The sequence below is a fragment of the Flavonifractor sp. DFI.6.63 genome (assembly GCF_024462255.1).
Classification (GTDB): domain Bacteria; phylum Bacillota; class Clostridia; order Oscillospirales; family Oscillospiraceae; genus Lawsonibacter_A; species Lawsonibacter_A hominis.
This window is the reverse complement of the sequence record NZ_JANGBE010000007.1, coordinates 35,289-57,749: the sequence shown is the minus strand read 5'-3', so window position 1 is coordinate 57,749 and position 22,461 is coordinate 35,289. Positions and strand designations below refer to the sequence as shown.

The window sequence follows — 22,461 nt, the reverse complement described above, 5'->3', positions numbered from 1 at the left end:
TCACCCTCCGATCAGAACGTCCCCGCTGCCATCAGAGACGGCCCCGGTGCCATTGTGGGCGGCCAGGGTGTCCCCGATACGGGCGGCGGGTTTTCCGTTGATGAAGACGCTGCTGCTGCCCTGGGCGATGCTCCCTTGGCTGCTCCCGCAGCAGGCGTCATTTTCGGTTGTGGTGCTTCCGACATAGGCCGCCGGTCGCCCGTTGATGAAAACGTCCCCGGAGCACCCACCGGAGATCGTTCCCGTGATAGGGAGGGGACCGTGCGGGGTGGCGTGTCCGTTGTGCTCCCCCGCTGTGGTGCCTTGTATGGCGTCCCCTTGCCGTGCAGCTCCAGGCATAGCGCATACCTCCCTCAGTTCAGGTTGACCACGCCGCCAGTAACGGTCAGGTCCCCGGTGATGGTCACATTCCCCTTGATGTCGATGCCGCTTGGCGAGATGGACAGGTACACGCCGCCGTCGGATGTCCCCAGGCTCAGGGACCCGGCGGGGAGGCCGGATATGGAGCTGCCGCCGGTGCGGATGCCGCCCACAAAGACAGCATCATCCCCGCTGTGCAGGCGCTCGGTGTTGGGGTCTGCCTCCGCACCTCCAGCGATAACGGCGTCACTGTCCCGGTCCAGGTAGACCACCACGCCGATGTCCCCGGCCTTGTAGACAGGACGGATGACAAAGCCGCCCCCGTAGATGGTAGCCACGGGGACGGCCAGGACCGGCGGCTTGGTCTGGAATGTGTCTTCGTCGGGATAACGGGTGATCGGCTGAACATCGACGGTCAAGGCCGCCTCATCAAAGGCAAGGACCTTTACAACGTCCGCAACGCAAAGGCCCGCCGCGTCCGCCTGTTTCTTGGCGTCCTCATAGGCTTGCTTTCGGTTTTGTCTCGGCATGGTAAGGTCCCTCCTTTACGCCGGTTTCATTTCGATGGTGGTTTTCCAGTTGCCTTTCGGTGTGCCGGTGTGCTTCCCCTTGGCAACGATGAAGCGCCCGTTGAGGCTATGAGACTGGATGACAACTTGCTCAGCCGGTCCGATGTGGTAATTGAGCAGGCACTCACGGGTCACATAGTTGCCCTCTTCGCTCTTGGTGGCGCTGCTTTTCTGGCTGTCGCTGCCCACGGCTATGACGGTTTCCTCAACCTCATTCCCGGACAGCAGCAAGCCGCTCTGAGGGGTAAGGACAAGGCCATTTGCGATGCCCTTAGTCGGGTCATTGATGAAGACGCTCCCGTTGCGTATAAGGAACCGGCTCTTGCAGTCGTTCACCACAATGCGCTTGAGTTCGTCCTTTACCTTGCCGTTGCACACCAGCCCCCGGTCATAGACCTTGTTCGTGGCGAGGGAAAAATCCCCGATTTCAACCCCAAAGATATTGAGCAGATCGGAGACAATCTCTTTCGCCGTGCTGCCCTTGGCATAGGTCTTGGAGACCTTGGAGTTGAGCCATTGGTCCATAGCGGCGGTTGCTGAGATTTCGGTGATCCACTCGGTATTTTGGTGCTTGTGGCTGCAAGCGCTCACTTGGCCGACGAAGATAGCCCCCACGTCGCCCTCGTAGCCTGCGTTGAGGATGATAACGTCCCCGCGCTTGATACCCTTTCGGGTGCTCTCAGACAGGTTGTAGGCTTTGAATTTGGCCGTCTGGATGGTGTCGCTGTCCTCAAAGGGGACCTCAAACTCAAAGTACAGATTGTCCATACTGTACTTCTTGCTCCCAATCTGGAGACTGGCCTCTCTCATCCAGAAGCTCATTCCGTTCCCTCCCTGTCGAAGAGATAGAGCTTGACCTCTTCCCCCAGGTTCTCCCACGTCACGGCGTCCACATCGTCCCCCGTGAGGCACAAGGGAATGATGACCGGCAAAGGAAAGCGCTCATCCTCAATGGGGCCGAACAGTGGCCGCCCGTAGCGGATGGGGTCTCCGTAGGCAAGCACTTCGCCGGTGGCCGTCACAGACAGGTCCAGGGTAAAGAAACCGCCGGTGTCGTTGTACCGGATGGTAAAGGAATAGGTCTTGTCGCTGAGTTTCACGGAAAAGGTGTAGGGGACCTTGCTCACGTCGATGTCGATATACTCAACCTCTTGCCCAAGGTCAATAAGCTGCATGGTCCGTTACCTCCTCCCGGTGTTGCTGGGAGTAGCGCGGGACGTTGGCCCCGCGCTACTCTTCGGCTTGCTGTTGAAGCTGTTTACATAGGACATATAGGCGCTGGATGAAATCGTGGTGGAGACGGTGGTTTTCAGGCCGTCCGCCTTAGTGCTGGAGGTTTGGGAGGAAGACTTCTGCGCCGCCTTGGTGGTTGCCTTGGGCTGTGACGCGGAGGCCGCAGCGTCCATACCGGCCATAGTAGAGGCCGTTCCACTGTCCACGGAGCTGCCCAGGGTGACTTGCTTTAGGGTGGCCGTGAACGTGAAGCCCCCACGGTTCTTGGCGTCGTGGGTGCTCTGGAGCTGCTGGATGACAAGGTTGCTGATGCGGTTCCTCCCGGTGTAGGTGATGATGTCGCCGCTCTTCCACATCTTTTGCAGGGCGGCGATGGTGTCCGCGCCATTGATGGCCGTCCCGCTGATCTGGAAGCTCAACGGCTGAGTAAAAACATGGTCTTGGATATTGGAGCCGCCCTCAACCGGGTTATCGGTGATCGTGCTGCTCCGGCTCACGCTCTCGGAGGTCACTACGCCGGTAGTCAGAGGCTCGAAGCGGACCACTCCGCATTTTCTTCCCTCAAGTGTGTAGATAGTAGCACCCCCTTATGCAAAGCCAGCCTGCATAGCGCGGTCCGTGTAGTCCTGGGCCTGGGCCTCTTGGTAAAGCTCATCGAACAGGGCGCGAAGCTGCTCTTTCAGGTTGGCAACGGTGGAGCTGTCGGCATTACCCACAATCGTGATTTGGACGCTGGGGGCAAAGCTGACGCTCCGGCTGCTTCGGTTGTTGGTCGTGTTGTTGGTGTAGGATTTCATCAGGCGGTCAGTCTGGTCCGCCGGAATGATGGCAGAGCCGCCGGGGAGGATGGCAAGCTCGCCGCCCTCTTCGTTCATCCACGTGGGACCGCCCTCAAAGTTATCCGTGCCTCCGGCGTTGTGCGGGATGCTCGCTCCTATCTGGACATTGGAGGCGTTGCTCGCTTCACGGGCCGCCGCCGTGATACGGGAAAACTGTGCGACGATGGCGTCCGTGCCTGTGGTGGCTGCGGTCTGCATGGCGCTCCAGGCCGTCTCCGCGTCGGTCTGCATGGTCCCATAGGCCGCCGTAGCGGACGCGCCCATAGCCATGAAATTTACGTCGGTTATCTCGGCGGCCTGGTTGGAGCTTTCGGTGACGGCCTCGGTGGTGGTCTCCGCTGCTCCGGTGACTTCCTTCTTGTACTGCGACGTATCGACCACAAGGGAAGTCTCCTTGCTCGCGGCGTCATCAAGGCCATTGATGGACCCGCTCAGGTCGTTTACCGCCTCTTCGCTGTCCTTGGCTCCGCCGAACAGGTTAGAGAAGAAGCCTACGACCTTGCCCACGCCGTCGGCCAGCCAGCCTACCACTTTGCCCAGGACCTCAGCGATGACGCCCAGGACATCTCCGATGACCTCAAGCACAGGGCTTACGGCCTCCAGGATGGGGGAGATCAGGCCCAGCAGTTGCGCAATGGGCGGTAGCAGCGCCTCGGCCAGCTTTTGAATGACCGGCACAAGGGGCTGAATGATGGAGGTATTTAGGGTGTTCAGGATGTCCACCAGGGGCGGCATGACGGTCTCGGCTATCATGCCTATGATGTCCGCCACAGGCGGTAGGATGGTCTGCGCCAGGTCTCCGAACACTTGCAAGAGTGGGAGGCCGGCCTCGAACACGGTCCCCAGCACGTCCGTTAGGACGGGCAACAGGGTCATGCCCAGCTCCGTGATGACCGGCATAGCCTGGGCAAGCCCGTTGCTCAGCATATCCACGAACTGCATGAGCATCGGCTCTATGGTCGGCCAGCTATCCAGGATGGTGCTGAACAGGCTTTCGATGACCGGCGTAAACCGGCTGCCAGCGTCGGCCATGAACTCGCTCCAGATGCCCTTGAGGTCTTTGGTGCTGTTCACCAGGCCGCCGGTGCTGTTGGCCGCCGATTGCTGGATTTTCTTGGTCTGCCCCAGCAGGGCATTCATGCGGACCTGGGCCAGAGTAGCATCGTCCATTTCGTCTATCTGGTCTCCCAGGCCCATTGAGAGCGCGGTATTTTTCAGGGCCACTTCATCAATGTGGATGCCGTACTCTTCGAGTGCCGCATTGTTCCCGCTGATGTAGTCCTGGACCACGCCCAGGGCCTCGGTGTCATCCATGGCAAAGGCGTTGCCGAAGTCATAGGCAAGGGACGTGGTGGCCTTGGACAGCTCTGCGGCCGCGTCCCCGGTGATGCCCATTTCCCCGTATAGGGCCTTATTGGACACCATGAAAGACTTGACCTCATCGCTGCTCCGGTGGATGGCGTCGGCGTAGTTCTCTGCCCACTCCCCGGCGTCGGTGCCTGAGAAGTTGGCCTCAAACTTCCGGCCCACATTCTCAGCGGACCCGGCTGCTTCGATGGCCGCCGCGCCCAGCTCCTTGAGCATATCAATACCGGCCTGGATTGCCTCAAAGCCGATAAAGGCGGCGAGGGCGCCCTTGATGGCCTCTTTGATTTCGCCTCCGGCCTTGTCGCCCTCATCCCCCATATCGTCCAGGTCTTTTCGCGCATCGTCGGCCTCATCGCCCACATTGTTAATCCTGTCGGCAGCGGCCTCCACCGCGCTCAAGAACTTCCCCCGGATGGTGTTTATCGGGTGCGTGAACGCGGTCCCGATGCCCTTTACTCCGGTCTTCACCTTGCCGGTGAAGTCGGAAAACTTCTTTTGGGAGTAGCCTATGGCCCCGTCAAATCCGGCCTTGATGGTCTTGGAAACGCTATTGGTCTCTTTGGCCGCAGCGCCCATAGATTTTCCTACGGCAGCACCGAAGCTGTCCGCCTCTCTGCCAATATCCCGGAAGCTGGTGCCTACATCGTCGGCGTCATCCTCCAGGTCATCCAGGGCGTCGCCTGCATCTCTGGCTCCGTCTCTGATCGCGTCAGTACCGGCGCGGACGCGAGCGCCCATATCCTGAGCGGCGTCCTCAACGTCCTGGGCGCGGTCCACGATCTGCTCCAGGCGGTCTATCGTCTCGCCCAGGCGGTTTATCGCGTCATCCAGGCCAAAGTCCATGCCAAAGGTAAGCTCCCGGTTGTCTGCCATTGGCTCCACCCCCTTTCTGCAAAAAGTAAAGCAGCGGGGTCACTCGCCCCGCTGCTTGCTCCAGTCTTCGTTGTAGAGTATGCGGGCCTGCACCGCCTCCTGGTACTCAGCCAGGTCCATGCCCTTGAAGTCGGCATAGCACAGGCCGCCGCCGGTGAAGATGAGGACCCACATATTCCGGTTTCGCTTGGCCTTTCTGATTGCGCGGTCTACGTTAAGCTCACTCTCGCAGAAAGGTTTCGATGGCCTTAATCAGCTTCTCCGGGGTCTTGATGTCATCCTTTTCATCGAAGTAGCTGATGCCGTCGGCCTTGACCTCGGCGGGAGAAATGACCACGTTCTTGAGCATGGTGTCAATGTACTTGGTGGTGTCCCGGCGTCCGCCGCCGGTCATGCCGCAATCGTCATTGACGCCGAAGTACCAGGTGGGAGAGACGGACTGGAGGGTGTATTCCTCGCCGTTGACGGTGACTTTCTTCTGCTTAGCCATAAATTTTCGGTAGCCCCTTTCAGATAGTGATTTTGGTTTGTTCGGCCAGTTGGGATAGCCTTTCATGGGTAGCCCCCCTTAGCGGGGGACTACCGACGGTGCATAGATGTTGACGGTGATCGTGCTCTGCTCCTTATTGCGGGTGAGGTCGGGCATTTTCATTACCCGGCAGTTGTCCGCGCTGAGGGTGAACGCGTCCGCGTCGTTCACGTCGGAGATCGTCACGTTGACGGCCCGACGCTTCGCCTCCAGCTCCCGAAGATAGGACAGGCTGGAAGACGTGGACATGAGGGTAATAGCGATGGTGCCGCTCTCGTTGGCGTTCTCGGAGTAGGTCACGTCGCCCTTTGCGCCTACGGCGGGGGTGATGCTGTCCTCGTTCTTGGTGACGGACACGACACCATCAGCAGCAAAGCCGGTGATGGTGCGGCCCCCGACAATGACGTTGACCTTTTTAGGGTCATAGCTCGCAACTTCGATGCCTTTAGCCATGATGAATTACGCTCCTTTCTCACGCGCTCAGGGTGGCCCGCAGTACGCCCTTGACTTTGACGGTGTGGACCGCGCCCTCAAGCTGCGCCTCCCAGGTGATGTCCGGCATTTGCCGGGCGCGGGCCTCTTCGTCGGTGGCCTGGGACCGCTTGGGGACTACAACGGTAAAGACGCCCTGCTCGCTCTCCGGGTCCAGGGCGATAATGCCCAGGTCGGTAGCGCGGTTCAGGGCGGAGAACACACCGGCAGCGACCAGGGCAAAGCCCGCGTCGGTGTAGCCAATGGTGGGGTTCTCCAGGAAGATGTCGTAGAGGTTTTCCCTCATGTTCTTGGCGATGTAGTCAGCGCCCATCTGGACGTCGATAAATTCGCCGTCGGCGCACACGCCGTTCTTCACATACTCCCGCTTGTACTCGACGGTCAGGAAGTTCACGTTGGCCTCTTCCAGAGCGTCGCGCTCGGCGTTGGTGAGGTCCGGGACGGTGAGGCCCTGGGGCCGCTTGAACTTCCACGTTACGCTCTCAGGATAGAACGGACCCACGTTGCCCACATAGGCGGCGTCGGGGTATTCCTCATCCTGGTCCCCGTAGATGACGATGGACCGGCGGTTGGTGACGGCAAGGCTCTTGTTCTGGGTGCGCCCAAAGTAGAGCTTGCGGTGGTCTTCCTCGCCCGCGCCCAGCTCCGCTTCGGTAGGCTCGGTAGCCTCGGCCCAGGCGCAGAGGGCTTTCACGGCCTCATCGCCGTCCTGGTCGGTCAGCAGGATATACCAATCATCATCGGTCTCCCGCAGGGTCTCCACGGCCTGCACCAGAGCAGATGCCTTTTCGGTCTCACCGCTCCCGGAGGGGGCAGCGATACCGGCGATTTTCACTTTGCGGATAAGGGTCTCCGCAAGGGTGGTCTTGCCCTGCTCAAACAGGGCTTCGGCCATAGCAGCGACCTTTTTCCCGGTGAACGCCTCCTTGATGACGTCCAGATCGCGGTAGACGGCCACGTCCTTAGCGCCCTCGGTGGACAGCAGCAGAATGTCCAGGTTCTCCGTTCCGCTGGGCTTGGCGTCGATATTCACGACCACAACAACGTCTTTCGGCATTAAAATCACTCCTTTACGTTTCCTTTGATTGTGGGTTTCTCAAGTTTGCTGATGGCCGCCGCGTCGGTCCGGGTGTACCGGAGCCGGACATCGAAACCGAACCGGCGGCCCATTTCGTCAAGCTCCAGGGCGTCCCGGCTGGTGGCGTTGGTGACATCAACAACGACGAAACCGGCCCCCGCTATGGCGTCTCTCCCGGTATGCAGGAAAAAGCCCTGGGCCAGCGTTGCCAGCTCCAGGGCCTCATCTGCACCCAGGACTTGCACCTGGGAGCCTTTATCGTCGTAGCAGCGGTTCACGCTGCAAGCAGTAAATGACAGGGTGGCGGTGGGCTGCTCTTCCCGGACCTCCACCAGATCGTCTTGCGTCGCACCCTCACCCAGCGAGTAGTTGCCCAGGCCGCCGTCCGGGATGTAGTCTGCGGTCACTGAGTAGACGATGAACGGGGGTTCTGCCTCCGGCTGGACCTGGGAGGCCAGCAGGACCGGGACGCCCACGGCCTTATGAAGCGCGGATATGAGGGCATTCCGCTTCGTGACGAAACTCACGCCCCACCGCCCCCTTTCGGCGCCGCGCCGGTTCTGGCCTCTACCAGATACCGCTTCATCGGGTGGATGCTGTTGTGGCCCAGCTCCTGGGTCACGGTGTAGGTGTTTCCGCTGTCAGGGTCATAGACCTGTGCTCCCACCTGGAGCGCATGGCCGTTGGTATAGATTTTCTCGCTCAGATCGGACACGGTGCCGGTGATTTCACGCCGTAGGTCCTTGTCGCTCACAGGGAGGACCGCGCCCTCAAAGGGGACGCGCACAGGCTCACCGGCTACCCACTGGCCGCCCTTGTCCTGGTCGTAGTGGCCTCCCGCCTGGACCTCGTACATGGTATGCAGCAGGCCGCCCGGTATCATGGGCTGCGCCATTTTGAACGGGACGCCCATTATTCCTCAACCTCCCACGTGATCGAATTTCGGAGCCGTCCGGTCACCATGAGAGGGCTGTCCGCATAGGACGGATAGCGCTCCCTCTGGATTTTTCCTTTCGGCTCAAAGTTGCTCGCGTCGCTCATAAACTGCTGGATAAGGCCCACGGCCTGCCCGCCTATCCACGATATGGCCCCGTCCGCCGTCTGCTGACCTTGCCAGATGCGGGCAACCTCATTCTGGACGATTTCGGCCAGCTTGTTCTTGTTGTGGTCGAAGCCCGCTCGGATGAAGCTGCGCTCCGGTATGGTGACGGAGGGCAGCAGCAGGAACAGGAACTTGAGGTTATTCGGATTATCCTTATCCCTCCGTCCCTTTTTGGCTACGACGCCGAACAGGTAGCCGTCCCTGGACCGGATAAAGAAGAGGTCCTGGAAGTCCCTGGGGCTTTTGTCGTAGCTGTCCTTGTGGATAGGTATGCAGAGGTTCCGGGTGGCCTTGGGCGTGATGGTGGCCCCGTACTCATGGACACGGGCAATCATCAGAAGCTCGCTGTCGGCGTTGCCCTGGATGCCTATTTTTATCCGGGTGCCGTTCAGCTTCTCCAGCTCGGCCTTAACCCGCCGCAGATGCGGCAGTACATTGTCACGGACTTGCATAGGCTCACCACCTCATGTAGTGGGCCAGGGTCTCCATCCAGGAGGCGCGGGGTTCCTTGTCAAAGGTCCACGACACGTCGGAGATGGAGAAAGCCGCAAGGCCCTGAGCGCCGTTCCGCAGGATGGAGAACTCCTGTTCCGCGATGCCCCACACAATCGCCACGATGTCCTCCGGCAGATCGGACGGCTCATCCTCGGTCGCGTCCTTGGGCAGCACATACCCGGCGGTGAACTTCACTTCCAGGTAGCGCCTGGGGGCCGTGTAGTCGTTTGCAAGGCCGCCGATGTAGCCACGGAATACCCATCCCTCATCGCGGTACAGTACGCCCACGTCTCCGGTCATGGTAAAGTCGTAGCTGCTGGGGTCTATGCTCACGCCGTGCTCGGTGTCCCGGACGTACTCAACCGCCCGTATGGGGTACTGAGTGAGCACAAGTTCCTGAGTGCCGGGGGCAACGTACCTGTGGGTGTAGGTGGCCTTGCCGAACTTCCGCCCGGTGATGGTCTCAATCCAGGCAGACGCCGAATTGATAAGCCGGATGATGTTGTTCTTTACGGCGGTGTCCGCCGCCTCCGGTGGGATGCCCAGGCGCTCCATCGTGTCCTCAAGAGTAGTCATGGCGTTTGCGGCCAGTTTTACAGTCGGTTCATTTGCCACGGTGTCGCCTCCATTCTCAGGGGGGGAGGCGCGGGCTACTCGCCCGCGTCCTCTTTTTTGCCGTCGTTCTTGGGAGCGGTCGCTTTTTTCTCCTTGGGGCCTGCTTCCCGCTTGTTCTCGGCGGGTTTCACGGTCTCGGGGGGATAGTGTCTTGCCATAGTGAAAACCTCCTTGTAGGGCCTCTCAGGGCCAAATTAGACGGGGACCTCGGAAGCGTCACCCAGGGCCAGGGCAGCAGTAGCCTCACACTCCGGGCTGGTGCCGCCGGAGCAGGTAATCTCCACCTTGACCTTGACGTACTGCTTGAGACCCACCAGGTCCAGGTCGAAGTTTACCAGCTCGCCGCCTGCGGCGTCGGTGGTGACGGAGATCGCGCCCGCATCGTCCAGGGGCGCGTTGCCCACACAGACCAGCTTATCCTTGACGGGCGCATAGCCGGTGCCGCTCTGGTCGCTCTCGGTGATGGTCAGCTTCACGGCCATACCCGTAGGGGAGCCGGAGGGGGAGCCGACCTTGACGGCCAGGATGCCGGAGAGGAAGCCCTCGCGGTTGATGGCGTCCTCGCTGGTGTACGGGGTCACTTTGACACTCTGAATAAGTGCGCGTTTCATAGCTGAAATTCCTCCTTGTTGAAATTATAGGGCCGGGGCGGTATGCCCCGGCCTCCGATTAAAACGCCTTGATGTTCTTGACGTGCAGGAAGCTCTCCTTGTGACGGGCAGCGATGTCCACGTACATAAGGGCGCGGGTGGCAGCCAGGTTCTCTTCAAAGGCGTTGTGCTGGTTGCCCTCTTCATCGACCCAGGAGCCGTCCAGGGTGGTGTAGGTCTCAAGGCCCATCTGCTCGCCCACCAGGAGGTCCGCCCAGTTGCCAAAGGCCAGCTCAGTGAGGCCGCTGGTGTCGGTGGTGATCTGGTTGGACACGCGATAGGGGAACCCCAGCAGCTTGCCGGTGTTCATCTCATCGCGGTAGATGTACGCGCCGGTGGTGGTCTTGAGGTTCATCAGATAGCCCTCCAGGACGGAGTTGAACGCCCAGCCGAGCTTGTTGTCGTCCACGTTCTTTGCCAGGACCTTAGAGCGGACGAACACAGGGAAGTCGGCAGTAATCTTGCCGTTGCTGTCGGCCAGGTCATCGTTGCTCAGGGTCTTGGCGTCCACGTGCTCAACCTCCTTGTCGGTGAACACGCCAAGGGGCTGGAACTCGCCGCCCTTTCCGAACATAGCGCCGAAGTCAAGGCCCAGCTCCATGCGCCGGGTCAGGTCGTTGGCGAAGAGCTGATCGGCAGAGTAGTTGGTGCTCATCAGCAGCTCGCGGGTCTGAGGCACGATGGCCTCCAGGCGCTTCGCGGACAGACGGATGTTGCCGTAGGTGGGCTGGGTCTTCGCAATCTTGCGAGCCTCACCACCCCAGGTAGCACGGGCACCGCCGGTCATCTTGGGGATGTTCAGGTTGCCGTTGGCCATGGGGACTTTCTGGGCGCCCAGCTCAAAGATGACGGTCTTGGAGTACAGCAGCTCAATGATCTGGTCCAGGTAGATTTCAGGGATGAGGTAGCCGCCAGCAGTGGGGTTGGTGGCAGACAGGGCCTTGAACTCGCGGGCCATGTCTGCATCGTCATACTTCCGCTGCGCGTAGAAAGAGGCGGCGTCGGGGTCATGCTTGCCGAACACGTCCAGGCACTTGATAGCGCGGGCGAGCTGCACGGCGGGCGGGATAGACTTCTTGGCGGTGCTGGTGGGGGTGGTACGGCTCATGTAGATGGAGCTGTACTTCCGCTGGACGGGGGAGGCCGCGCTCTTGCGGGCGCTTTTGGTCTGGTGCTTGCGGGTGGCGGCCTTGCGCCCCTTGGCCTCATCAGTCACTTCCTCATCCTCCTTGACCTCTTCCTCAACGCTGTCATCCTCCTTGGCCTCGCCCTCGGTGGCGTCGATAATCTCACCGACGGCCTCCATGACTTCCTCGGCGGTGACGTCGCCCAGCTCTTCGCCGGCCTCCTTGCGGCTCTTGCGCTTCTCAGCGACAACAGCCATAGCGTCCTCAATCAGACCGGAGATGTCAGCGGGGGCAACCTCGGCAACAGCGTCCTCGGTTCCCTCTTCGCCCTCGGCCTTGGCCTCGGCCTGCTCATCCAGGGCCTCCTTGACGCAAGCCTTGATTTTCTCGGTCAGCTCATCGGCCTCCATCTTCATAGACTTGCGGCCAGCGGGTGCGGTTCCTTTCTTGGGAATAGCCATTTGTAATTTCCTCCTTATAGCAGAATTTCATAGGTGATGCCGGTAGTCGGCGCGGACTTCGCGGCTCTGGTGTTGGCGGTATGGGAGACGGACTTCTCGGTGTCGCTTGCCTCTCGGATAATGCCGTCAAGGACCTTGGTAGCGGCTTTCATGGACGCGCTCGCGTCCTTGAGGGCCTTTAGCCGGGTCCCGCTGATTTTCCGACCGGCCTTGACTTCGGCGGTAGCCGCCTCCAAAAAGGCGTCCAGGAAACCGGCGGCGTCGGTGGCCTGCTTGTAGTCGGTGATCGTCGCCTCCGGGTTCATGGCCCAGGTAACGACGGAGACCTCCCACAGCTTGACTTCCCGCAGATGCCGGATGCCGTTTTCGTCGTAGTCAAAGACGATGGGGTCATATCCGATGGACAGCTCAGTGAGAACTCCATCTTTCAGCAGCACTTTGATGTCGCGTCCCATCGAAGTGTCGCTGATTTTGGCCTTAATGAAAAGGCCGTTGCTGTCTTCCCTCAGCTCCAAAGGTCTGCCAATGGGGAGCCAGCAGTCGTTGTGCAGGGCGAGTATCTTCACCCTCTCCCAGCCTTCGGCGATTGTCTTCGTGAAGGCACCAGGCTCAATTATGTCCCCGCCGCTGTCGATGTTGCCATAGACCGCAGCGTAGCCACTAAAGATGCCGCTCTCTTCGTCGTACTCTTCGGTACGGAAAGACAGCGTTTTGTGCTCCGTCTTGGAGCTTTTCACTTTCACCCCTCTACGGAGCGAAGCCTCCCACGCTTTCAGGCCCCGCCCGGAGGCATAGTAAAACGGCGAGACCCGCAGATGTGCCGCTGCGAGCTTCGCCGTCATAACGGGGTCATCGTTGGTAATATTCGTGTCCGGGCTTGCGGTGCCGTGCTCAAGCTCCGCATTCATCCCGGCTGTCAGGGCTTTCAGGTCGAACCGCTCTTTCTCCAGGTCGATACCCGCAGATCGGGCGGCCTCCTGAGCCTGCATCTCGGTAAATTCCATCAGGCGTCCTCCTTATTTGTCGAATGTCAGGAAACAGTGACAGTTCACGACCTCAGCGGGGTCCGTACAATCCGGGTCACAGGGCCGCATTAGGCCGTTTGAGAATTTGGCGTCGATAGGGACCCGCTCACCGTTCAGGCGCTTGTGGGATGGTCTGGCGGCGCTCATGTTGGCAACGTGCCAGGTCTTCCAGGCGGCCCCGGCCTTTCGCATCATGTCGTAGTGGCCGGTCAGGAGCGAGGTATTGCACTCCTGGGTGGCGATGGTCCGCGCCCTGGATGCCGTGGTCTGCATCTCCTGTTCAATCTGCTTGGCGATGGTGGCCCGGCTGTCTCCGTGCTCCAGTCCAGCGGAGACGATACGGGCGATGGACTGCTGGGTGGTCTCCGTGATGCCTTTGACCCGGACGCCGCCCCGCAGCTTCGCCGTGCTGATAAGCTCCGGCCTCTGGACCGCCTGGAGGTTGTAGAGCTTGGCAGACACCCCAGCGCCCTTGTCGTAGCTCTCTTTCCACAGCGGCTCAAAGATATTCAGCAGGGCCGTTTCCTCCTGGGGCCAGTCGATGAGGCCCAGGGTAAAGGCGCTCACAAGGCGGGTGCGGTCTGCCTCGCTCAAAGAGGACCACGCCGCTGCGCTCTGCTCCGCCGCGCCCTCGCTGTTCGGGTCATAGCCGGGGATGGCCCCCATGAGAATGTCCCAAACGCTCCGCTCATCCTTGGTGGTGCCGCCCATGGCGTCACTCACCCGGCGGCCCTGCTCCCGCAGATATTTGAGGGTGGCAATCTCAAAACGCTGGGTTTGCTCCCTCTCAGCTTGCAGCAGGGCGCGTTGTGCGGCCTGCACCTGGAGGTTTTTACGCTCTTCCGGGGACGTACCCTTAGAGGACACGATTTCTATGCCCTCCGCGCCGTCTCCCGTCCCCTCTGAGCCGTTTTCGGCGTCCAGGGGTATTCCGTTATCCGTTATCTCAATGTCCTGCTCTCCGCCCGTCTCAAGCGGTGGTGCGCTCTCTGCATACTGGAGGTTGGCCGCCGCCGTGGAGATCGCCACAGGGTCATCGTCTTCCCGGATGTAGACGTCGGAGAACTGCGTCTTGTAGACATCGCCGCCCACCAGGGCCGGAGGCATACCCAACTTCTCGCGGGCCTCATCCTTGGTGAGTAGGCCAGCATTCCAGCCGTCTATGCCCAGGGCCTTGTCAAACTCCTGGTTCCGGGGAATGATGTCATCGAAGCGCCACACCAGGTCGTTTCCGAAATACGGGATGATCTGGTTGTTGATGGCCTCTTCCCGGCGGCGTAGGTTGGGCATGAGGACGTTTTGGGCATAGATGAACTGAGCCGCCTCCGACGTGGCCCGGTTGCTACTCTCCGTGATACCCATAATCTCACGGGGGACGCCGAAGTGCTCAAGGACGGCATTCCGCAGGAATGTACGCCCGTTCACCATGTCCATGTCTTTCATGCTGTCTCCGACCTTGTTTACCGTGACCTCGCCGTTGACAGTAGCGACGCCGTGGCTCTGGAACACTCCCCGGAAGCGCTCAAGCCATTCAGACCGGAAGCGCTGTCGCTGCTCCGGGGTGGACTTGGGCATACCGATGATGAGGTTCGGCGTGGCGTCGTTGAAGAAAAAGCGCTTTTGGAACTTGGCCGCGTATTCGTCGGTCTCAATCTCATCTGCCAGGGCCTCAGCTTGCCCCAGGCCGCGCTTGAATGGGTCTATCGGGTTCAGGTCTTTCATCACGAACATATCATCTACGGACACGTTCATCAGCAGACCGTTGGTGAGCCGGACGGTGTAGTACGGGTGGTCCAGGTACGGGGTCATCTGTACCCAATGGACAGGGACCGGCCACAGCTCCACAGGGACGCCCAGGGGCGATTTCTCCATGATGAAGTACCCCTCGCCCTTGAGCTTGAGGTAAATCTCCAGGAGCCGCCACAGGGCCGCGTTGCTCATCTCATGTAGCGGGTTTGGGTTCGCCCAAAAGTCCAGGAACGGGTGATGAGTAAGCTCCTGTTCGTCTCCGTTCTCATCCACCCGGTAGAGCTTTCCCTCCGCAAAAGACAGATCGGAGGCGATGCGCTCCACGACGGACAGGCGGGGGTTGGTGTGAAACGCGTCTATCCACTCCTGAGTGTTGCGCTCCGGCGGGTTGGTCCACCTGGGCAGCATAACGCTGTCGCTCCGGTAGGTCTGGCTCGCCCTCCCCGCACCACCCCCTCTAAATCGGTTCCAGAATGGCACGGTTATTCGCCTCCCTCGCGCTTCGGCTTTTTACCGAGCACCTGGGAGACAGCGGGGTTTTTGGGGCCGCCGGTCATCTTCTGCCAGCGGCGCCGGGCCTCTGCCGCCGTATTTGCCCGGATGTACTTCATCGGCCAGCCGTCAGCCGATACAAGGTAACTGCATTTCGCTTTCATGGTGTCCTCCTTAGTCAATGCTCCAGTCGCTTACCAGCGGGTCATGCAGGGCCAAGGCCAGCGCGTCTCCCATATCCGGGGAGGACAGGCCGCGCTTTTTCATGGCCTCTTTCTTCTCCAGCTCAATCTTGCCAGCGCTGTTTACCACGTATTTCCGGTTGGAAAGTTGGCTTATCTGCTTATCATCGGGATATAGCTTGATGCTCTGCGTCCGCAGGGCCTCCCGGACCGCGCCCCACATAAGGCCGGTGCTGTTCTGGTAGTCGATAGGGTCATCGTCGCTGATGGTGCCGCCCTCGCCGCCAAAGTGACACTCCACGATGTCCAGGGAGAACGGGGGCGGGGCGTCCTCATCGTCTGCATACCGGCGGTCTCGCTGGGCCTGAACTTCCTCCACGATCTGCTCCCGCAGCTCCATGAGGCGGTCAAAGACGCCGACGCCCAGGCCGTCACAGTCGATTTTGACGTGTATCTCTGCCCAGGGATGCTCCAGGGCATAGCGCTTGATGAGCTGGACGGCCTTGCCGCTCAGCTCCATGGTGTCGTTGTGGTGGTATATCTCCGGCTTTTCCTGGAGCTTCTTGTCCAGGACAGGGGATAGGACGCTGCTGTCATCGCCGTAGCGGGCGACGTCAATCCCGATGTCCACACGGGCCGCCCGGTCAATCTCCGGGGCCTCGGCCTCGCTTGCCCGCTCTGCCCACTCCATCGGTATGAAGCTGTCAGGCAGGGCCTTGGGGAACTCCCCGGCCACACGGACCCGAAAAACGTCGCTGTCCTCACCAAACATATCAATGATGGTGTCGATGAACTGCTGATCTACTCGGCTGCTGTCCCGCCCATCAATGTGCATGGCGTTGTAAAGCTCGCGGGACTTGTGGTGGCTGTCATAGAAAAAGCCGGTAATCTTCGTGGGGTTCCCACACATTACCAGCTTTGCGCCCTCCGTAGATAGTGCGCCGAGGACCGGCTCGAATATCTCATCTCGGACGCCGGAGGCTTCGTCGATGATGTAGAGCACGTGCTCGGCGTGAAAGCCCTGGAGGGCGTCGGGCTTACTGGCCGTCCGGCCTACCGCGAACCACTCTTCCGGGTGGCCTCTCATGTAGACCTTTTCCTTGGTCCATATCAGCTCTTGAGACAGAGCCGGGTTACTGCGGAGCCATTTCGCAATCTCGGCCCACAGGATGTCCCATAGCTGGTGCTGGGTGGGGGCGGTGCAGGGTATCTTGGGATATGGCCTGGTAGTCAGGAACCAGATAGCAAGCCAGCTCTCCACCGCGCTCTTGCCGATGCCGTGGCCGGAGCGTACAGAGGTCATGGGGTACTGAGCTACGCTGTTCAGGATGGCCCTCTGATTACTGTCCGGCTTGGCCCTTATGATGTCCTCCACGAAGTCCACCGGATTGTCGGCGTAGTAGAGGATGGCGTCACTTGTCAGGTTCATTTTGCTGCTTCCTCCGTTCCCACGCCTCGGATATGACGGCGGCAAGGCTGCTGTCGGCCTGCTCATTCGCCTTGCCCGGTGCGGTATCGGCCTCCAGCTCCATGCGGTTCTCACGCTCCAGCTTGGTAGCCTCCCGGATGAACGCCACAAGGTTCTTCGGGTCTATCTCGCTGGGGTCCATGTCCTTGAGGGCCTGCAACGCCTTTTCCTGCAATTTCAGGGCGATGCTGATATGACGGTCAGCCATTTTCCGGCGCTTCTTGACGGCCTGGGCATGGGCTTTCCTCTGGACGTCAACGTCGTATGCGGCGGTCCGCTCCACCCACTGATAGGTGCGGCTCCATCGGCCTATGAGCGTGGTACTTTTGTTTAACTGCTTAGCAACCGCCCGGATGCTGCGCTCTTCCCCCAGCTCCAGGTAGACCGAAAACGCCTCATACGCTTTGACACCCTCGCCCTCCAGACGCTCCCACGGCTCGGTGTCTCTGTGCTTCGGCATATCACCACCTCTCTTGTAGTCAGGTAGTTTTCGTTATAAACATAGCAAGCACCATCGGCTGTGCCGACAGTGCTTGCTATGAATAACTATTAAGAACAGATTTAATCTGTATGTGTGATTTGATAGATGCTTGGGCTTCCTTTTACTCCCGGAGAAAATGCGATGTACCCGGCGTCTATCAGCTCTTTTCGGCCAGCTATCAACGTGTGGACAGCACGAATACGAGCTAGACGCGCCAGTCTCCGATTGCTAATCTGTATTTCTCCAAATCCGCCCAGTGCGCAGTCCAATCTTTTTAATGTGTCCCAGATCAGTTGGGCGGTTTTGTGAAGCGTTTTTGTTTCAACTTGGCATTCATCAGAAAGTGCCAGCGACTGCCATACAGTTGCATTGGTCCGCTCAAGTCTTGCTATGCGCTCGGAAATTTCCTCAACACTTTTTACAATACCATCATAGCGCCAGTCCATTTCCGAGGCGCACACGGGGTGAGACCGAGCGCTATATATGCCCGTTCGCCGTATGGCCGGAAGGACCTCTGATGTTACCCAACGCTTGAATTGTTTTGCCACAGGGAGTTTACTGGAAAATATTAGAGAGTATAGTCCGCTCTCGTTGATGATAACGGGGTGCTGCTCTCTCCCGATGGGGTCACGAATCGTTACCCCATCCCCTTGCCGCTTGTCCTCCGGCTCAACATGGTCGGCAAGCGCCTTGTTTGTGTTACTATACCCCAGCGCCGCCGCCACATCCCGTCCTACAAACCATGGCGCACCGTCGGTTTCCAGAGTGCGAATTTTCCCAAATTCCGGCCTGCTAAATATCCGCAAACTCTTTTCCATTCCGCTCATTTCAAACGCCTCCTTAATCATTTCTGACCGCACAGGGGAAAAGAACGATTTTGTTTTCTGCGCAGACGTTCTGCTCGGTTGCAAATTCCATCCGTCCTATCAGCATGAGCTGTTCTCTCCAGGACAACTTTCGGAACAGGGTCAGCATATCTTGTTCATTTTGCTCGTACTCCTTAACGCTGTGGAGCCTCATAATAAAATCCTCCTTGAAATTTCCCCGGAGGTCTGATAGAATGGATTCATCAATCCTTCGGGGTTGGTGTAAATGACGGATTCGCTCAACTTTCGACGGGAGGGCGTTTCCGCCATTTTTATTTTCCGAGTTCTTCGTCAACTTTTTCGTTCAACCACTCTGCTTTCGTTTTGCTCTGAGCTTTCAGTTTGGCTTCAAGTGCTTCCACTTTATCCCTCTTGAGCATTACATTGAACTGTTTCATGGTCTTCCGTCGGTCTCGGAAATACTCGGCTCTGCTTTTTTCGGCCAATAATCACCCCTCCTTTTGTAGCCTGCTACAATTATATAATGTAGCCAGCTACAAGTCAAGAGGTTTCCGAAAATTTATAGAAAAAGAGAACCGTCCCAAAGGGACGGTTCTCTCCTACTTCCCAAACAATTCGCTGTGTGAGCCTGTGCGGGTCAGCACCAAAACAAGCTCCTTGGCGTCAATTTTATAAATCAATAGCCAATCGGGTTGAATGTGACATTCTCGGTGTCCGATATAATCACCGCTTAGAGAGTGATCGTTAAATTTGGGTTCCAGAGGTTTTTCGTCTGCCAGTATATCTACGATGTCTAGCAGCAGTTCCACATCCTTGCCCTGTTTCTTTATCCGCTTATAGTCCTTTTTGAATTTTGCGGAATAGAATACGTCAAGCATCCAAAGCCTCTCTCAGTGCGTCACGGCTCCTATATGGGCCGGACAGGTTTCGTCCCGCATTCACATCGGCAATGGCCTCTCGCGTTTCCGCATTGGGTCGCTCAATGCTGAGGTCAAAAGGGATGCCGCCTTGTCTTATTACCGCCTTTGCGAATACATTAAAAGCGGTAGACATATTCATTCCAAGCTGGCCACATATTTCGTCAAAAAGTTTCTTGTCCTGCTCGTCAATCCGGATATTCACATTTGTCTGTGCCATATTAAAGCCTCCTTGTGCTTTATTATAAGCACATTATATCAATAATTTAGTGCATTGTCAACAATATTTCACGCAATATCAAAGTAGCAACCTCCGTTTCATCTCCTGGGCGATTTCTCCCTCATCGAAGATACCGGCGTCCCGGATGCTCTCGACCAGGCGCTTGTAGCGCGGGACCTCGACCTTGAAGTGTAGGTGTCCAATTCGGACAACCGTAGTCCCCATGGCAGGCTCATCGTCACCGCCGGCGGGTTCGTCCTCTTCCTCGCCGTCGGCGTCCTCGGCGTCCGGGTCTTCGTCCTGGTCCCAATCCGGGTCATCGTCGGCGTCCTCGCCCTCGCCGTCCCCGCCGAGCTGCCGGTAGACCAGGACCTCATCGCGGTCAAAGCCGGTCTCAAACTCCAGGACCTCATCATCCCGCAGCAGCTCGCCCAGGCGGTCAGTGTCCCAGCGTCCCTCAATGCGGTTCAGGGCAAGGCAGAGTTTCTTCTCCTTGCTTTCGTCCGGCTGGTCAATGACGGAGCAGAGCACTTCTTTCCATCCCAGGTCCCGGAGGACCACAAGGCGCTGATTACCACCAATGCAGCGCATATTGTGGAGGTTCACGACCGGCGGCTCCACCATGCCGTTAAGCTCAATACTCCGGCGCAGGGCCTTGTACTCATCGCTTCCGCGCTCGATGTCCTCACGGGGGTTATACGGGGCGGCCACGATGTCGGAGATCTTCAGCATCTCCAGTCTGGTTTCATACTTCATCGAAAAGCCTCCCTTTCAGCTCCGCACAGACAAGCTCCTGGGTAAAGCCCACCTTTTCCCGGACATCTGCCATAAGGTCCTCAAACTCCGCTTCCTCCAGACGGAAAGAGAAGTCGCCCACGGTACACTTAATGCCGTCGGCGGTGTCCTCTTTCTTGCCCAGGGAGGGCGGTTCCTCATCCTCGCCCAGCTCGCCGCCGATTTCCCCCAGGAGATCGTCAATGTCTGCCTGGGTAAAGCCGGTGGCGAGTAGGCTCTCTCCATCGTCGATGAGCTGCTGGATGATGTCGGCCAGTTGGCCGTAGTCCCATTCGCCGTCCAGCTTGTTCAGGGCGATGCACAGCGCCTTGGCCTGGGCCTCCGGCATATCCACCACGACAGCGTTTGTCTCCGTCTCCCCGGCGGCCAGCAGGACGGAAAGCCGCTGGTGTCCTCCGATCAGGCAGTTGTCCCGGATGTTCACGATGAGGGGCAGGACCAGGCCGTTTTCCTCAATGCTCGCGTCCAGGGCTTTATACTCCTGGTCCTTGGGCGTGAGCTGCACCCTGGGGTTATAGGGGGCCGGTTTGATGTCGGCCAGCTTGATTACTCTGGTTTCCACGCTTCCACTCCTTTCAGATTTGGGCAATAAAAAAGCGGGGCGCTCTCGCGTCCCGCCTGGTGGCTGATATTCTGTTATCCGAATAGGCTGCACTGGTCGAAAGCCGGGACCCTCGCCATGCCCGCCGATTTGATGAAGCGGTCATAGGGGGCAGCCTCGATGCCGAACCGCGCATACATGGCCCGCGTCTTCGGATTGCTCTCCACCGCGTAGTAGTGCGCCCCCTCCGGGCCGTTCTGTGCGCCGTGCCGGGGCAGGATGAAGCGCCGGAGGGCGCTCTCCTTGAAGACCGGAGGCTCCGCGTTGATGTCGTTGAAGTACCACTCCTGGGGCTGCCAGCCGGTCTTCCGCTTGATGTTCGCCATGGTCTGCTTCATCTGGTAGTCCGGTCTGGCCGTCACGATGATAACATAGTCATCCCGGATGGCCTCAATCAGATCGGCCCGGTACTCTTCGGCCTCCATGCGCCGGGAGAATGGCCGGAGCATTCGCGTGTCCGCCTGGTTTCCTACCAGGGTGTAGTTTAGATCGAGTAGGCAGATGTTTTTCATAGGTTAGTTACTCCTTTGCTTTTTCCTACCGTTATTATACCACATTTTGGGGCTTCTGTCACAGGTTTTCACAAAAAAGATGCCCGTAATTTAGTATTTATGACGGTTTTCTCTACCCACACTCTTTCATTGTGGATGAGTATAACACAGATAAATTGCACCGTCAAATTGTAAAATTGCACGGCAAAATTGCAAGCCCTTATCTCAAGGCTTCCGCGCCGTATAGCCAGACTGCGACGCGCTGCACAAGCCTCTTTCGGTGCCGCCAGACGGTGGAGGTATCGCACTCCAGGGCCTCAGCTATGTCCCTGTCATCCACGTCATCCAGGTACTTCCCGGACAGCGCCCGGTAGTAGGGGTCATCCCGGACCGTGGCGAGCGCCCGCTCCATGGTCTCAATCTCATAGCGGTCCGCCGCGATGGTAGCCTCCATGTCCATGAGAACGGCCTCCCATATCTCATCCGGGGTAAGCCGGTTCCCGTTCTTGACAAACCGGGTGATGCTCTTGCTCCGCTCTCTCGGTCCGTAGAGCTTGAATTCTTCCAGCCGCTCAAGGTCATCCTCCAGCTTGATTTTCAGGGTGGGCAGGCCGTAGAGACGGCGCTCAGTAGCCTTGAAAGCATCTTTGGCGGTGCGCTCGGCAGAGATGCGTCCGGCTTCAACGGCCTGCATGATGATGTCCCTGATGTTCTCCTGTGATTTGCCCATTGATTTTGTCGCCTCCCATGTGGTAAAATAGCTTTGTCACGGGCTGTCTTCCCTCCGGGGGAGGCGGCTTTTTTTATTTGCTCAGGGCTTCCCGCCCTTTATGATCTGGAAGTTTCTTCGGCGCGTCTCTGCGGCCCTCGCCCTCCGCTGCTCAACTATCCTCTGCATCTCAAGGTACTTTTCCGGGAACTTGTGCCTTGGGCAGTCCGGGCGCCACTGGCTGCGCTTGGAGAAGTCGCCGTCGTAGTGCTTGCACTCATCGCAGCAGAAGCAGATGTCCTCGGCGTTCTGGACCTCGCCCGGCGTTATGTACCACGCCTCCAGCTCTGCATTGTAGAGACAGTGATCGCAGGCGCACCCGTAGCAGCTCATGGCGTGTTGATGTCCACGGCGATGCACTCCACCCAGGGGAGGGCGTTATAGGCTTCCCGGGCCTCCTTGTCCGTCATGGAGAGAAATTCATCGTACCCCTTTACTTCGATGAGAACGGCCTCAACATCTTCATCGTCAAAGAAAAAGATGTGTTCCTCTGAAACCAGGTACTTTGTGACACTGGCCGGACCCCAGGCCCCCATCCAGCGAGCGCACCCGTCATCGCATACAATCTCGCTGTCCACCATCGGGACGATAGGCAGCTCCGGGTGGGCCTTAATCAGCTCCAGCAGATCAGAAATATACTTGTCCATATCTCA

At 58.8% G+C, this 22,461-nt stretch carries 33 protein-coding genes; all 33 read right to left on the bottom strand.

The features are described from left to right. The 33 genes from NE547_RS05575 to NE547_RS05415 all read right to left on the bottom strand — a co-directional run bounded on the left by NE547_RS05575 (window position 1) and on the right by NE547_RS05415 (window position 22,455). A complete protein-coding gene (locus NE547_RS05575) occupies window positions 1-339 on the bottom strand; it encodes a PAAR domain-containing protein (protein ID WP_077138778.1) in 339 nt (112 codons plus the stop codon). Between the two features lie 14 nt (window positions 340-353). Beyond that, the gene (locus NE547_RS05570; protein ID WP_227126814.1) at window positions 354-890 is read right to left on the bottom strand and encodes a Gp138 family membrane-puncturing spike protein; all 537 of its coding nucleotides are present in this window, start codon (window positions 888-890) and stop codon (window positions 354-356) included. A gap of 15 nt (window positions 891-905) precedes the next feature. Next, window positions 906-1,751, bottom strand: coding sequence for a hypothetical protein (locus tag NE547_RS05565; RefSeq protein ID WP_227126815.1), 846 nt, complete (start codon window positions 1,749-1,751; stop codon window positions 906-908). Continuing rightward, the gene (locus tag NE547_RS05560) at window positions 1,748-2,104 is read right to left on the bottom strand and encodes a hypothetical protein (RefSeq protein WP_050625016.1); all 357 of its coding nucleotides are present in this window, start codon (window positions 2,102-2,104) and stop codon (window positions 1,748-1,750) included. Before NE547_RS05560 ends, NE547_RS05565 begins: the two co-directional genes overlap by 4 nt. 6 nt (window positions 2,105-2,110) lie before the next feature. After that, window positions 2,111-2,707, bottom strand: coding sequence for a phage baseplate protein (locus NE547_RS05555; RefSeq protein WP_050625015.1), 597 nt, complete (start codon window positions 2,705-2,707; stop codon window positions 2,111-2,113). 42 nt (window positions 2,708-2,749) lie between these two features. Continuing rightward, window positions 2,750-5,242, bottom strand: a complete 2,493-nt coding sequence (locus NE547_RS05550; protein WP_256174969.1) for a hypothetical protein — start codon at window positions 5,240-5,242, stop codon at window positions 2,750-2,752. 39 nt (window positions 5,243-5,281) lie between these two features. Next, on the bottom strand, window positions 5,282-5,416 hold the full coding sequence (locus tag NE547_RS05545) for a hypothetical protein (protein ID WP_021750527.1): 135 nt from the start codon (window positions 5,414-5,416) through the stop codon (window positions 5,282-5,284). A gap of 46 nt (window positions 5,417-5,462) precedes the next feature. Then, window positions 5,463-5,732, bottom strand: a complete 270-nt coding sequence (locus NE547_RS05540) for a hypothetical protein (protein ID WP_021750526.1) — start codon at window positions 5,730-5,732, stop codon at window positions 5,463-5,465. Between the two features lie 78 nt (window positions 5,733-5,810). Continuing rightward, the gene (locus tag NE547_RS05535) at window positions 5,811-6,224 is read right to left on the bottom strand and encodes a phage protein (protein WP_050625013.1); all 414 of its coding nucleotides are present in this window, start codon (window positions 6,222-6,224) and stop codon (window positions 5,811-5,813) included. Window positions 6,225-6,243: 19 nt separating this feature from the next. Then, entirely contained in the window at window positions 6,244-7,320 is a 1,077-nt protein-coding gene (locus tag NE547_RS05530; protein WP_050625012.1) for a DUF3383 family protein, read from the bottom strand. Between the two features lie 5 nt (window positions 7,321-7,325). After that, complete coding sequence (locus tag NE547_RS05525) at window positions 7,326-7,868, bottom strand: hypothetical protein (protein ID WP_172697601.1); 543 nt, start codon at window positions 7,866-7,868, stop codon at window positions 7,326-7,328. Continuing rightward, window positions 7,865-8,254, bottom strand: coding sequence for a hypothetical protein (locus NE547_RS05520; RefSeq protein ID WP_227126817.1), 390 nt, complete (start codon window positions 8,252-8,254; stop codon window positions 7,865-7,867). The genes NE547_RS05525 and NE547_RS05520 overlap by 4 nt, the downstream gene beginning before the upstream one ends. After that, a complete protein-coding gene (locus NE547_RS05515) occupies window positions 8,254-8,895 on the bottom strand; it encodes a hypothetical protein (RefSeq protein ID WP_227126818.1) in 642 nt (213 codons plus the stop codon). The genes NE547_RS05520 and NE547_RS05515 overlap by 1 nt, the downstream gene beginning before the upstream one ends. A gap of 4 nt (window positions 8,896-8,899) precedes the next feature. Further along, entirely contained in the window at window positions 8,900-9,553 is a 654-nt protein-coding gene (locus tag NE547_RS05510) for a phage head-tail connector protein (protein ID WP_227126819.1), read from the bottom strand. A gap of 35 nt (window positions 9,554-9,588) precedes the next feature. Then, entirely contained in the window at window positions 9,589-9,711 is a 123-nt protein-coding gene (locus NE547_RS05505) for a hypothetical protein (RefSeq protein ID WP_256174968.1), read from the bottom strand. A 36-nt stretch (window positions 9,712-9,747) separates the two neighbouring features. Next, window positions 9,748-10,164, bottom strand: coding sequence for a hypothetical protein (locus NE547_RS05500; RefSeq protein WP_227126820.1), 417 nt, complete (start codon window positions 10,162-10,164; stop codon window positions 9,748-9,750). Window positions 10,165-10,222: 58 nt separating this feature from the next. After that, window positions 10,223-11,791 (bottom strand): phage major capsid protein, encoded by a 1,569-nt coding sequence (locus NE547_RS05495; protein WP_256174967.1) that lies wholly within the window; start codon window positions 11,789-11,791, stop codon window positions 10,223-10,225. A gap of 14 nt (window positions 11,792-11,805) precedes the next feature. Beyond that, the gene (locus tag NE547_RS05490; protein WP_227126822.1) at window positions 11,806-12,795 is read right to left on the bottom strand and encodes an HK97 family phage prohead protease; all 990 of its coding nucleotides are present in this window, start codon (window positions 12,793-12,795) and stop codon (window positions 11,806-11,808) included. 12 nt (window positions 12,796-12,807) lie between these two features. Beyond that, window positions 12,808-14,973 carry a phage portal protein gene (locus NE547_RS05485; protein ID WP_256174966.1) on the bottom strand — a complete coding sequence of 722 codons (2,166 nt, stop codon included), beginning with the start codon at window positions 14,971-14,973 and terminating at the stop codon, window positions 12,808-12,810. 74 nt (window positions 14,974-15,047) lie between these two features. Beyond that, the gene (locus NE547_RS05480; RefSeq protein ID WP_154669738.1) at window positions 15,048-15,221 is read right to left on the bottom strand and encodes a hypothetical protein; all 174 of its coding nucleotides are present in this window, start codon (window positions 15,219-15,221) and stop codon (window positions 15,048-15,050) included. 10 nt (window positions 15,222-15,231) lie between these two features. Next, window positions 15,232-16,668, bottom strand: a complete 1,437-nt coding sequence (locus tag NE547_RS05475) for a terminase (protein ID WP_256174965.1) — start codon at window positions 16,666-16,668, stop codon at window positions 15,232-15,234. Continuing rightward, window positions 16,652-17,167 carry a hypothetical protein gene (locus NE547_RS05470; RefSeq protein WP_021750512.1) on the bottom strand — a complete coding sequence of 172 codons (516 nt, stop codon included), beginning with the start codon at window positions 17,165-17,167 and terminating at the stop codon, window positions 16,652-16,654. Before NE547_RS05470 ends, NE547_RS05475 begins: the two co-directional genes overlap by 17 nt. A gap of 101 nt (window positions 17,168-17,268) precedes the next feature. Next, a complete protein-coding gene (locus NE547_RS05465) occupies window positions 17,269-18,015 on the bottom strand; it encodes a BRO family protein (protein WP_256174964.1) in 747 nt (248 codons plus the stop codon). Between the two features lie 13 nt (window positions 18,016-18,028). Next, window positions 18,029-18,208, bottom strand: a complete 180-nt coding sequence (locus tag NE547_RS05460) for a hypothetical protein (RefSeq protein ID WP_256174963.1) — start codon at window positions 18,206-18,208, stop codon at window positions 18,029-18,031. 118 nt (window positions 18,209-18,326) lie between these two features. Next, the gene (locus NE547_RS05455; protein ID WP_256174962.1) at window positions 18,327-18,500 is read right to left on the bottom strand and encodes a hypothetical protein; all 174 of its coding nucleotides are present in this window, start codon (window positions 18,498-18,500) and stop codon (window positions 18,327-18,329) included. Window positions 18,501-18,614: 114 nt separating this feature from the next. Then, window positions 18,615-18,893: a type II toxin-antitoxin system mRNA interferase toxin, RelE/StbE family gene (locus NE547_RS05450; protein ID WP_256174961.1), complete on the bottom strand. Its 279-nt coding sequence runs from the start codon at window positions 18,891-18,893 to the stop codon at window positions 18,615-18,617. After that, complete coding sequence (locus NE547_RS05445; protein WP_256174960.1) at window positions 18,886-19,152, bottom strand: type II toxin-antitoxin system RelB/DinJ family antitoxin; 267 nt, start codon at window positions 19,150-19,152, stop codon at window positions 18,886-18,888. Before NE547_RS05445 ends, NE547_RS05450 begins: the two co-directional genes overlap by 8 nt. Before the next feature lie 78 nt (window positions 19,153-19,230). Continuing rightward, window positions 19,231-19,908: a ParB N-terminal domain-containing protein gene (locus NE547_RS05440; RefSeq protein WP_256174959.1), complete on the bottom strand. Its 678-nt coding sequence runs from the start codon at window positions 19,906-19,908 to the stop codon at window positions 19,231-19,233. Then, window positions 19,898-20,509 (bottom strand): ParB N-terminal domain-containing protein, encoded by a 612-nt coding sequence (locus tag NE547_RS05435; RefSeq protein WP_256174958.1) that lies wholly within the window; start codon window positions 20,507-20,509, stop codon window positions 19,898-19,900. The genes NE547_RS05440 and NE547_RS05435 overlap by 11 nt, the downstream gene beginning before the upstream one ends. A gap of 74 nt (window positions 20,510-20,583) precedes the next feature. Further along, entirely contained in the window at window positions 20,584-21,060 is a 477-nt protein-coding gene (locus NE547_RS05430; protein WP_021750507.1) for a hypothetical protein, read from the bottom strand. A 199-nt stretch (window positions 21,061-21,259) separates the two neighbouring features. Then, complete coding sequence (locus NE547_RS05425; RefSeq protein ID WP_227126828.1) at window positions 21,260-21,769, bottom strand: hypothetical protein; 510 nt, start codon at window positions 21,767-21,769, stop codon at window positions 21,260-21,262. A gap of 81 nt (window positions 21,770-21,850) precedes the next feature. Next, window positions 21,851-22,141, bottom strand: coding sequence for a hypothetical protein (locus tag NE547_RS05420; RefSeq protein ID WP_172697592.1), 291 nt, complete (start codon window positions 22,139-22,141; stop codon window positions 21,851-21,853). Continuing rightward, window positions 22,138-22,455 carry a hypothetical protein gene (locus NE547_RS05415; RefSeq protein WP_172697591.1) on the bottom strand — a complete coding sequence of 106 codons (318 nt, stop codon included), beginning with the start codon at window positions 22,453-22,455 and terminating at the stop codon, window positions 22,138-22,140. Before NE547_RS05415 ends, NE547_RS05420 begins: the two co-directional genes overlap by 4 nt. Window positions 22,456-22,461: the final 6 nt, after the last annotated feature.

Bases quoted from the DNA above. Each gene is read 5' to 3' on its own strand.
- NE547_RS05575 (WP_077138778.1), bottom strand. From the start codon at position 339: ATGCCTGGAGCTGCACGGCAAGGGGACGCCATACAAGGCACCACAGCG.
- NE547_RS05570 (WP_227126814.1), bottom strand. From the start codon at position 890: ATGCCGAGACAAAACCGAAAGCAAGCCTATGAGGACGCCAAGAAACAG.
- NE547_RS05565 (WP_227126815.1), bottom strand. From the start codon at position 1,751: ATGAGCTTCTGGATGAGAGAGGCCAGTCTCCAGATTGGGAGCAAGAAG.
- NE547_RS05560 (WP_050625016.1), bottom strand. From the start codon at position 2,104: ATGCAGCTTATTGACCTTGGGCAAGAGGTTGAGTATATCGACATCGAC.
- NE547_RS05550 (WP_256174969.1), bottom strand. From the start codon at position 5,242: ATGGCAGACAACCGGGAGCTTACCTTTGGCATGGACTTTGGCCTGGAT.
- NE547_RS05545 (WP_021750527.1), bottom strand. From the start codon at position 5,416: ATGTGGGTCCTCATCTTCACCGGCGGCGGCCTGTGCTATGCCGACTTC.
- NE547_RS05540 (WP_021750526.1), bottom strand. From the start codon at position 5,732: ATGGCTAAGCAGAAGAAAGTCACCGTCAACGGCGAGGAATACACCCTC.
- NE547_RS05535 (WP_050625013.1), bottom strand. From the start codon at position 6,224: ATGGCTAAAGGCATCGAAGTTGCGAGCTATGACCCTAAAAAGGTCAAC.
- NE547_RS05530 (WP_050625012.1), bottom strand. From the start codon at position 7,320: ATGCCGAAAGACGTTGTTGTGGTCGTGAATATCGACGCCAAGCCCAGC.
- NE547_RS05520 (WP_227126817.1), bottom strand. From the start codon at position 8,254: ATGGGCGTCCCGTTCAAAATGGCGCAGCCCATGATACCGGGCGGCCTG.
- NE547_RS05515 (WP_227126818.1), bottom strand. From the start codon at position 8,895: ATGCAAGTCCGTGACAATGTACTGCCGCATCTGCGGCGGGTTAAGGCC.
- NE547_RS05505 (WP_256174968.1), bottom strand. From the start codon at position 9,711: ATGGCAAGACACTATCCCCCCGAGACCGTGAAACCCGCCGAGAACAAG.
- NE547_RS05500 (WP_227126820.1), bottom strand. From the start codon at position 10,164: ATGAAACGCGCACTTATTCAGAGTGTCAAAGTGACCCCGTACACCAGC.
- NE547_RS05495 (WP_256174967.1), bottom strand. From the start codon at position 11,791: ATGGCTATTCCCAAGAAAGGAACCGCACCCGCTGGCCGCAAGTCTATG.
- NE547_RS05490 (WP_227126822.1), bottom strand. From the start codon at position 12,795: ATGGAATTTACCGAGATGCAGGCTCAGGAGGCCGCCCGATCTGCGGGT.
- NE547_RS05485 (WP_256174966.1), bottom strand. From the start codon at position 14,973: ATGCTGCCCAGGTGGACCAACCCGCCGGAGCGCAACACTCAGGAGTGG.
- NE547_RS05480 (WP_154669738.1), bottom strand. From the start codon at position 15,221: ATGAAAGCGAAATGCAGTTACCTTGTATCGGCTGACGGCTGGCCGATG.
- NE547_RS05475 (WP_256174965.1), bottom strand. From the start codon at position 16,668: ATGAACCTGACAAGTGACGCCATCCTCTACTACGCCGACAATCCGGTG.
- NE547_RS05470 (WP_021750512.1), bottom strand. From the start codon at position 17,167: ATGCCGAAGCACAGAGACACCGAGCCGTGGGAGCGTCTGGAGGGCGAG.
- NE547_RS05465 (WP_256174964.1), bottom strand. From the start codon at position 18,015: ATGAGCGGAATGGAAAAGAGTTTGCGGATATTTAGCAGGCCGGAATTT.
- NE547_RS05460 (WP_256174963.1), bottom strand. From the start codon at position 18,208: ATGAGGCTCCACAGCGTTAAGGAGTACGAGCAAAATGAACAAGATATG.
- NE547_RS05450 (WP_256174961.1), bottom strand. From the start codon at position 18,893: ATGCTTGACGTATTCTATTCCGCAAAATTCAAAAAGGACTATAAGCGG.
- NE547_RS05445 (WP_256174960.1), bottom strand. From the start codon at position 19,152: ATGGCACAGACAAATGTGAATATCCGGATTGACGAGCAGGACAAGAAA.
- NE547_RS05440 (WP_256174959.1), bottom strand. From the start codon at position 19,908: ATGAAGTATGAAACCAGACTGGAGATGCTGAAGATCTCCGACATCGTG.
- NE547_RS05430 (WP_021750507.1), bottom strand. From the start codon at position 21,060: ATGAAAAACATCTGCCTACTCGATCTAAACTACACCCTGGTAGGAAAC.
- NE547_RS05425 (WP_227126828.1), bottom strand. From the start codon at position 21,769: ATGGGCAAATCACAGGAGAACATCAGGGACATCATCATGCAGGCCGTT.
- NE547_RS05420 (WP_172697592.1), bottom strand. From the start codon at position 22,141: ATGAGCTGCTACGGGTGCGCCTGCGATCACTGTCTCTACAATGCAGAG.
- NE547_RS05415 (WP_172697591.1), bottom strand. From the start codon at position 22,455: ATGGACAAGTATATTTCTGATCTGCTGGAGCTGATTAAGGCCCACCCG.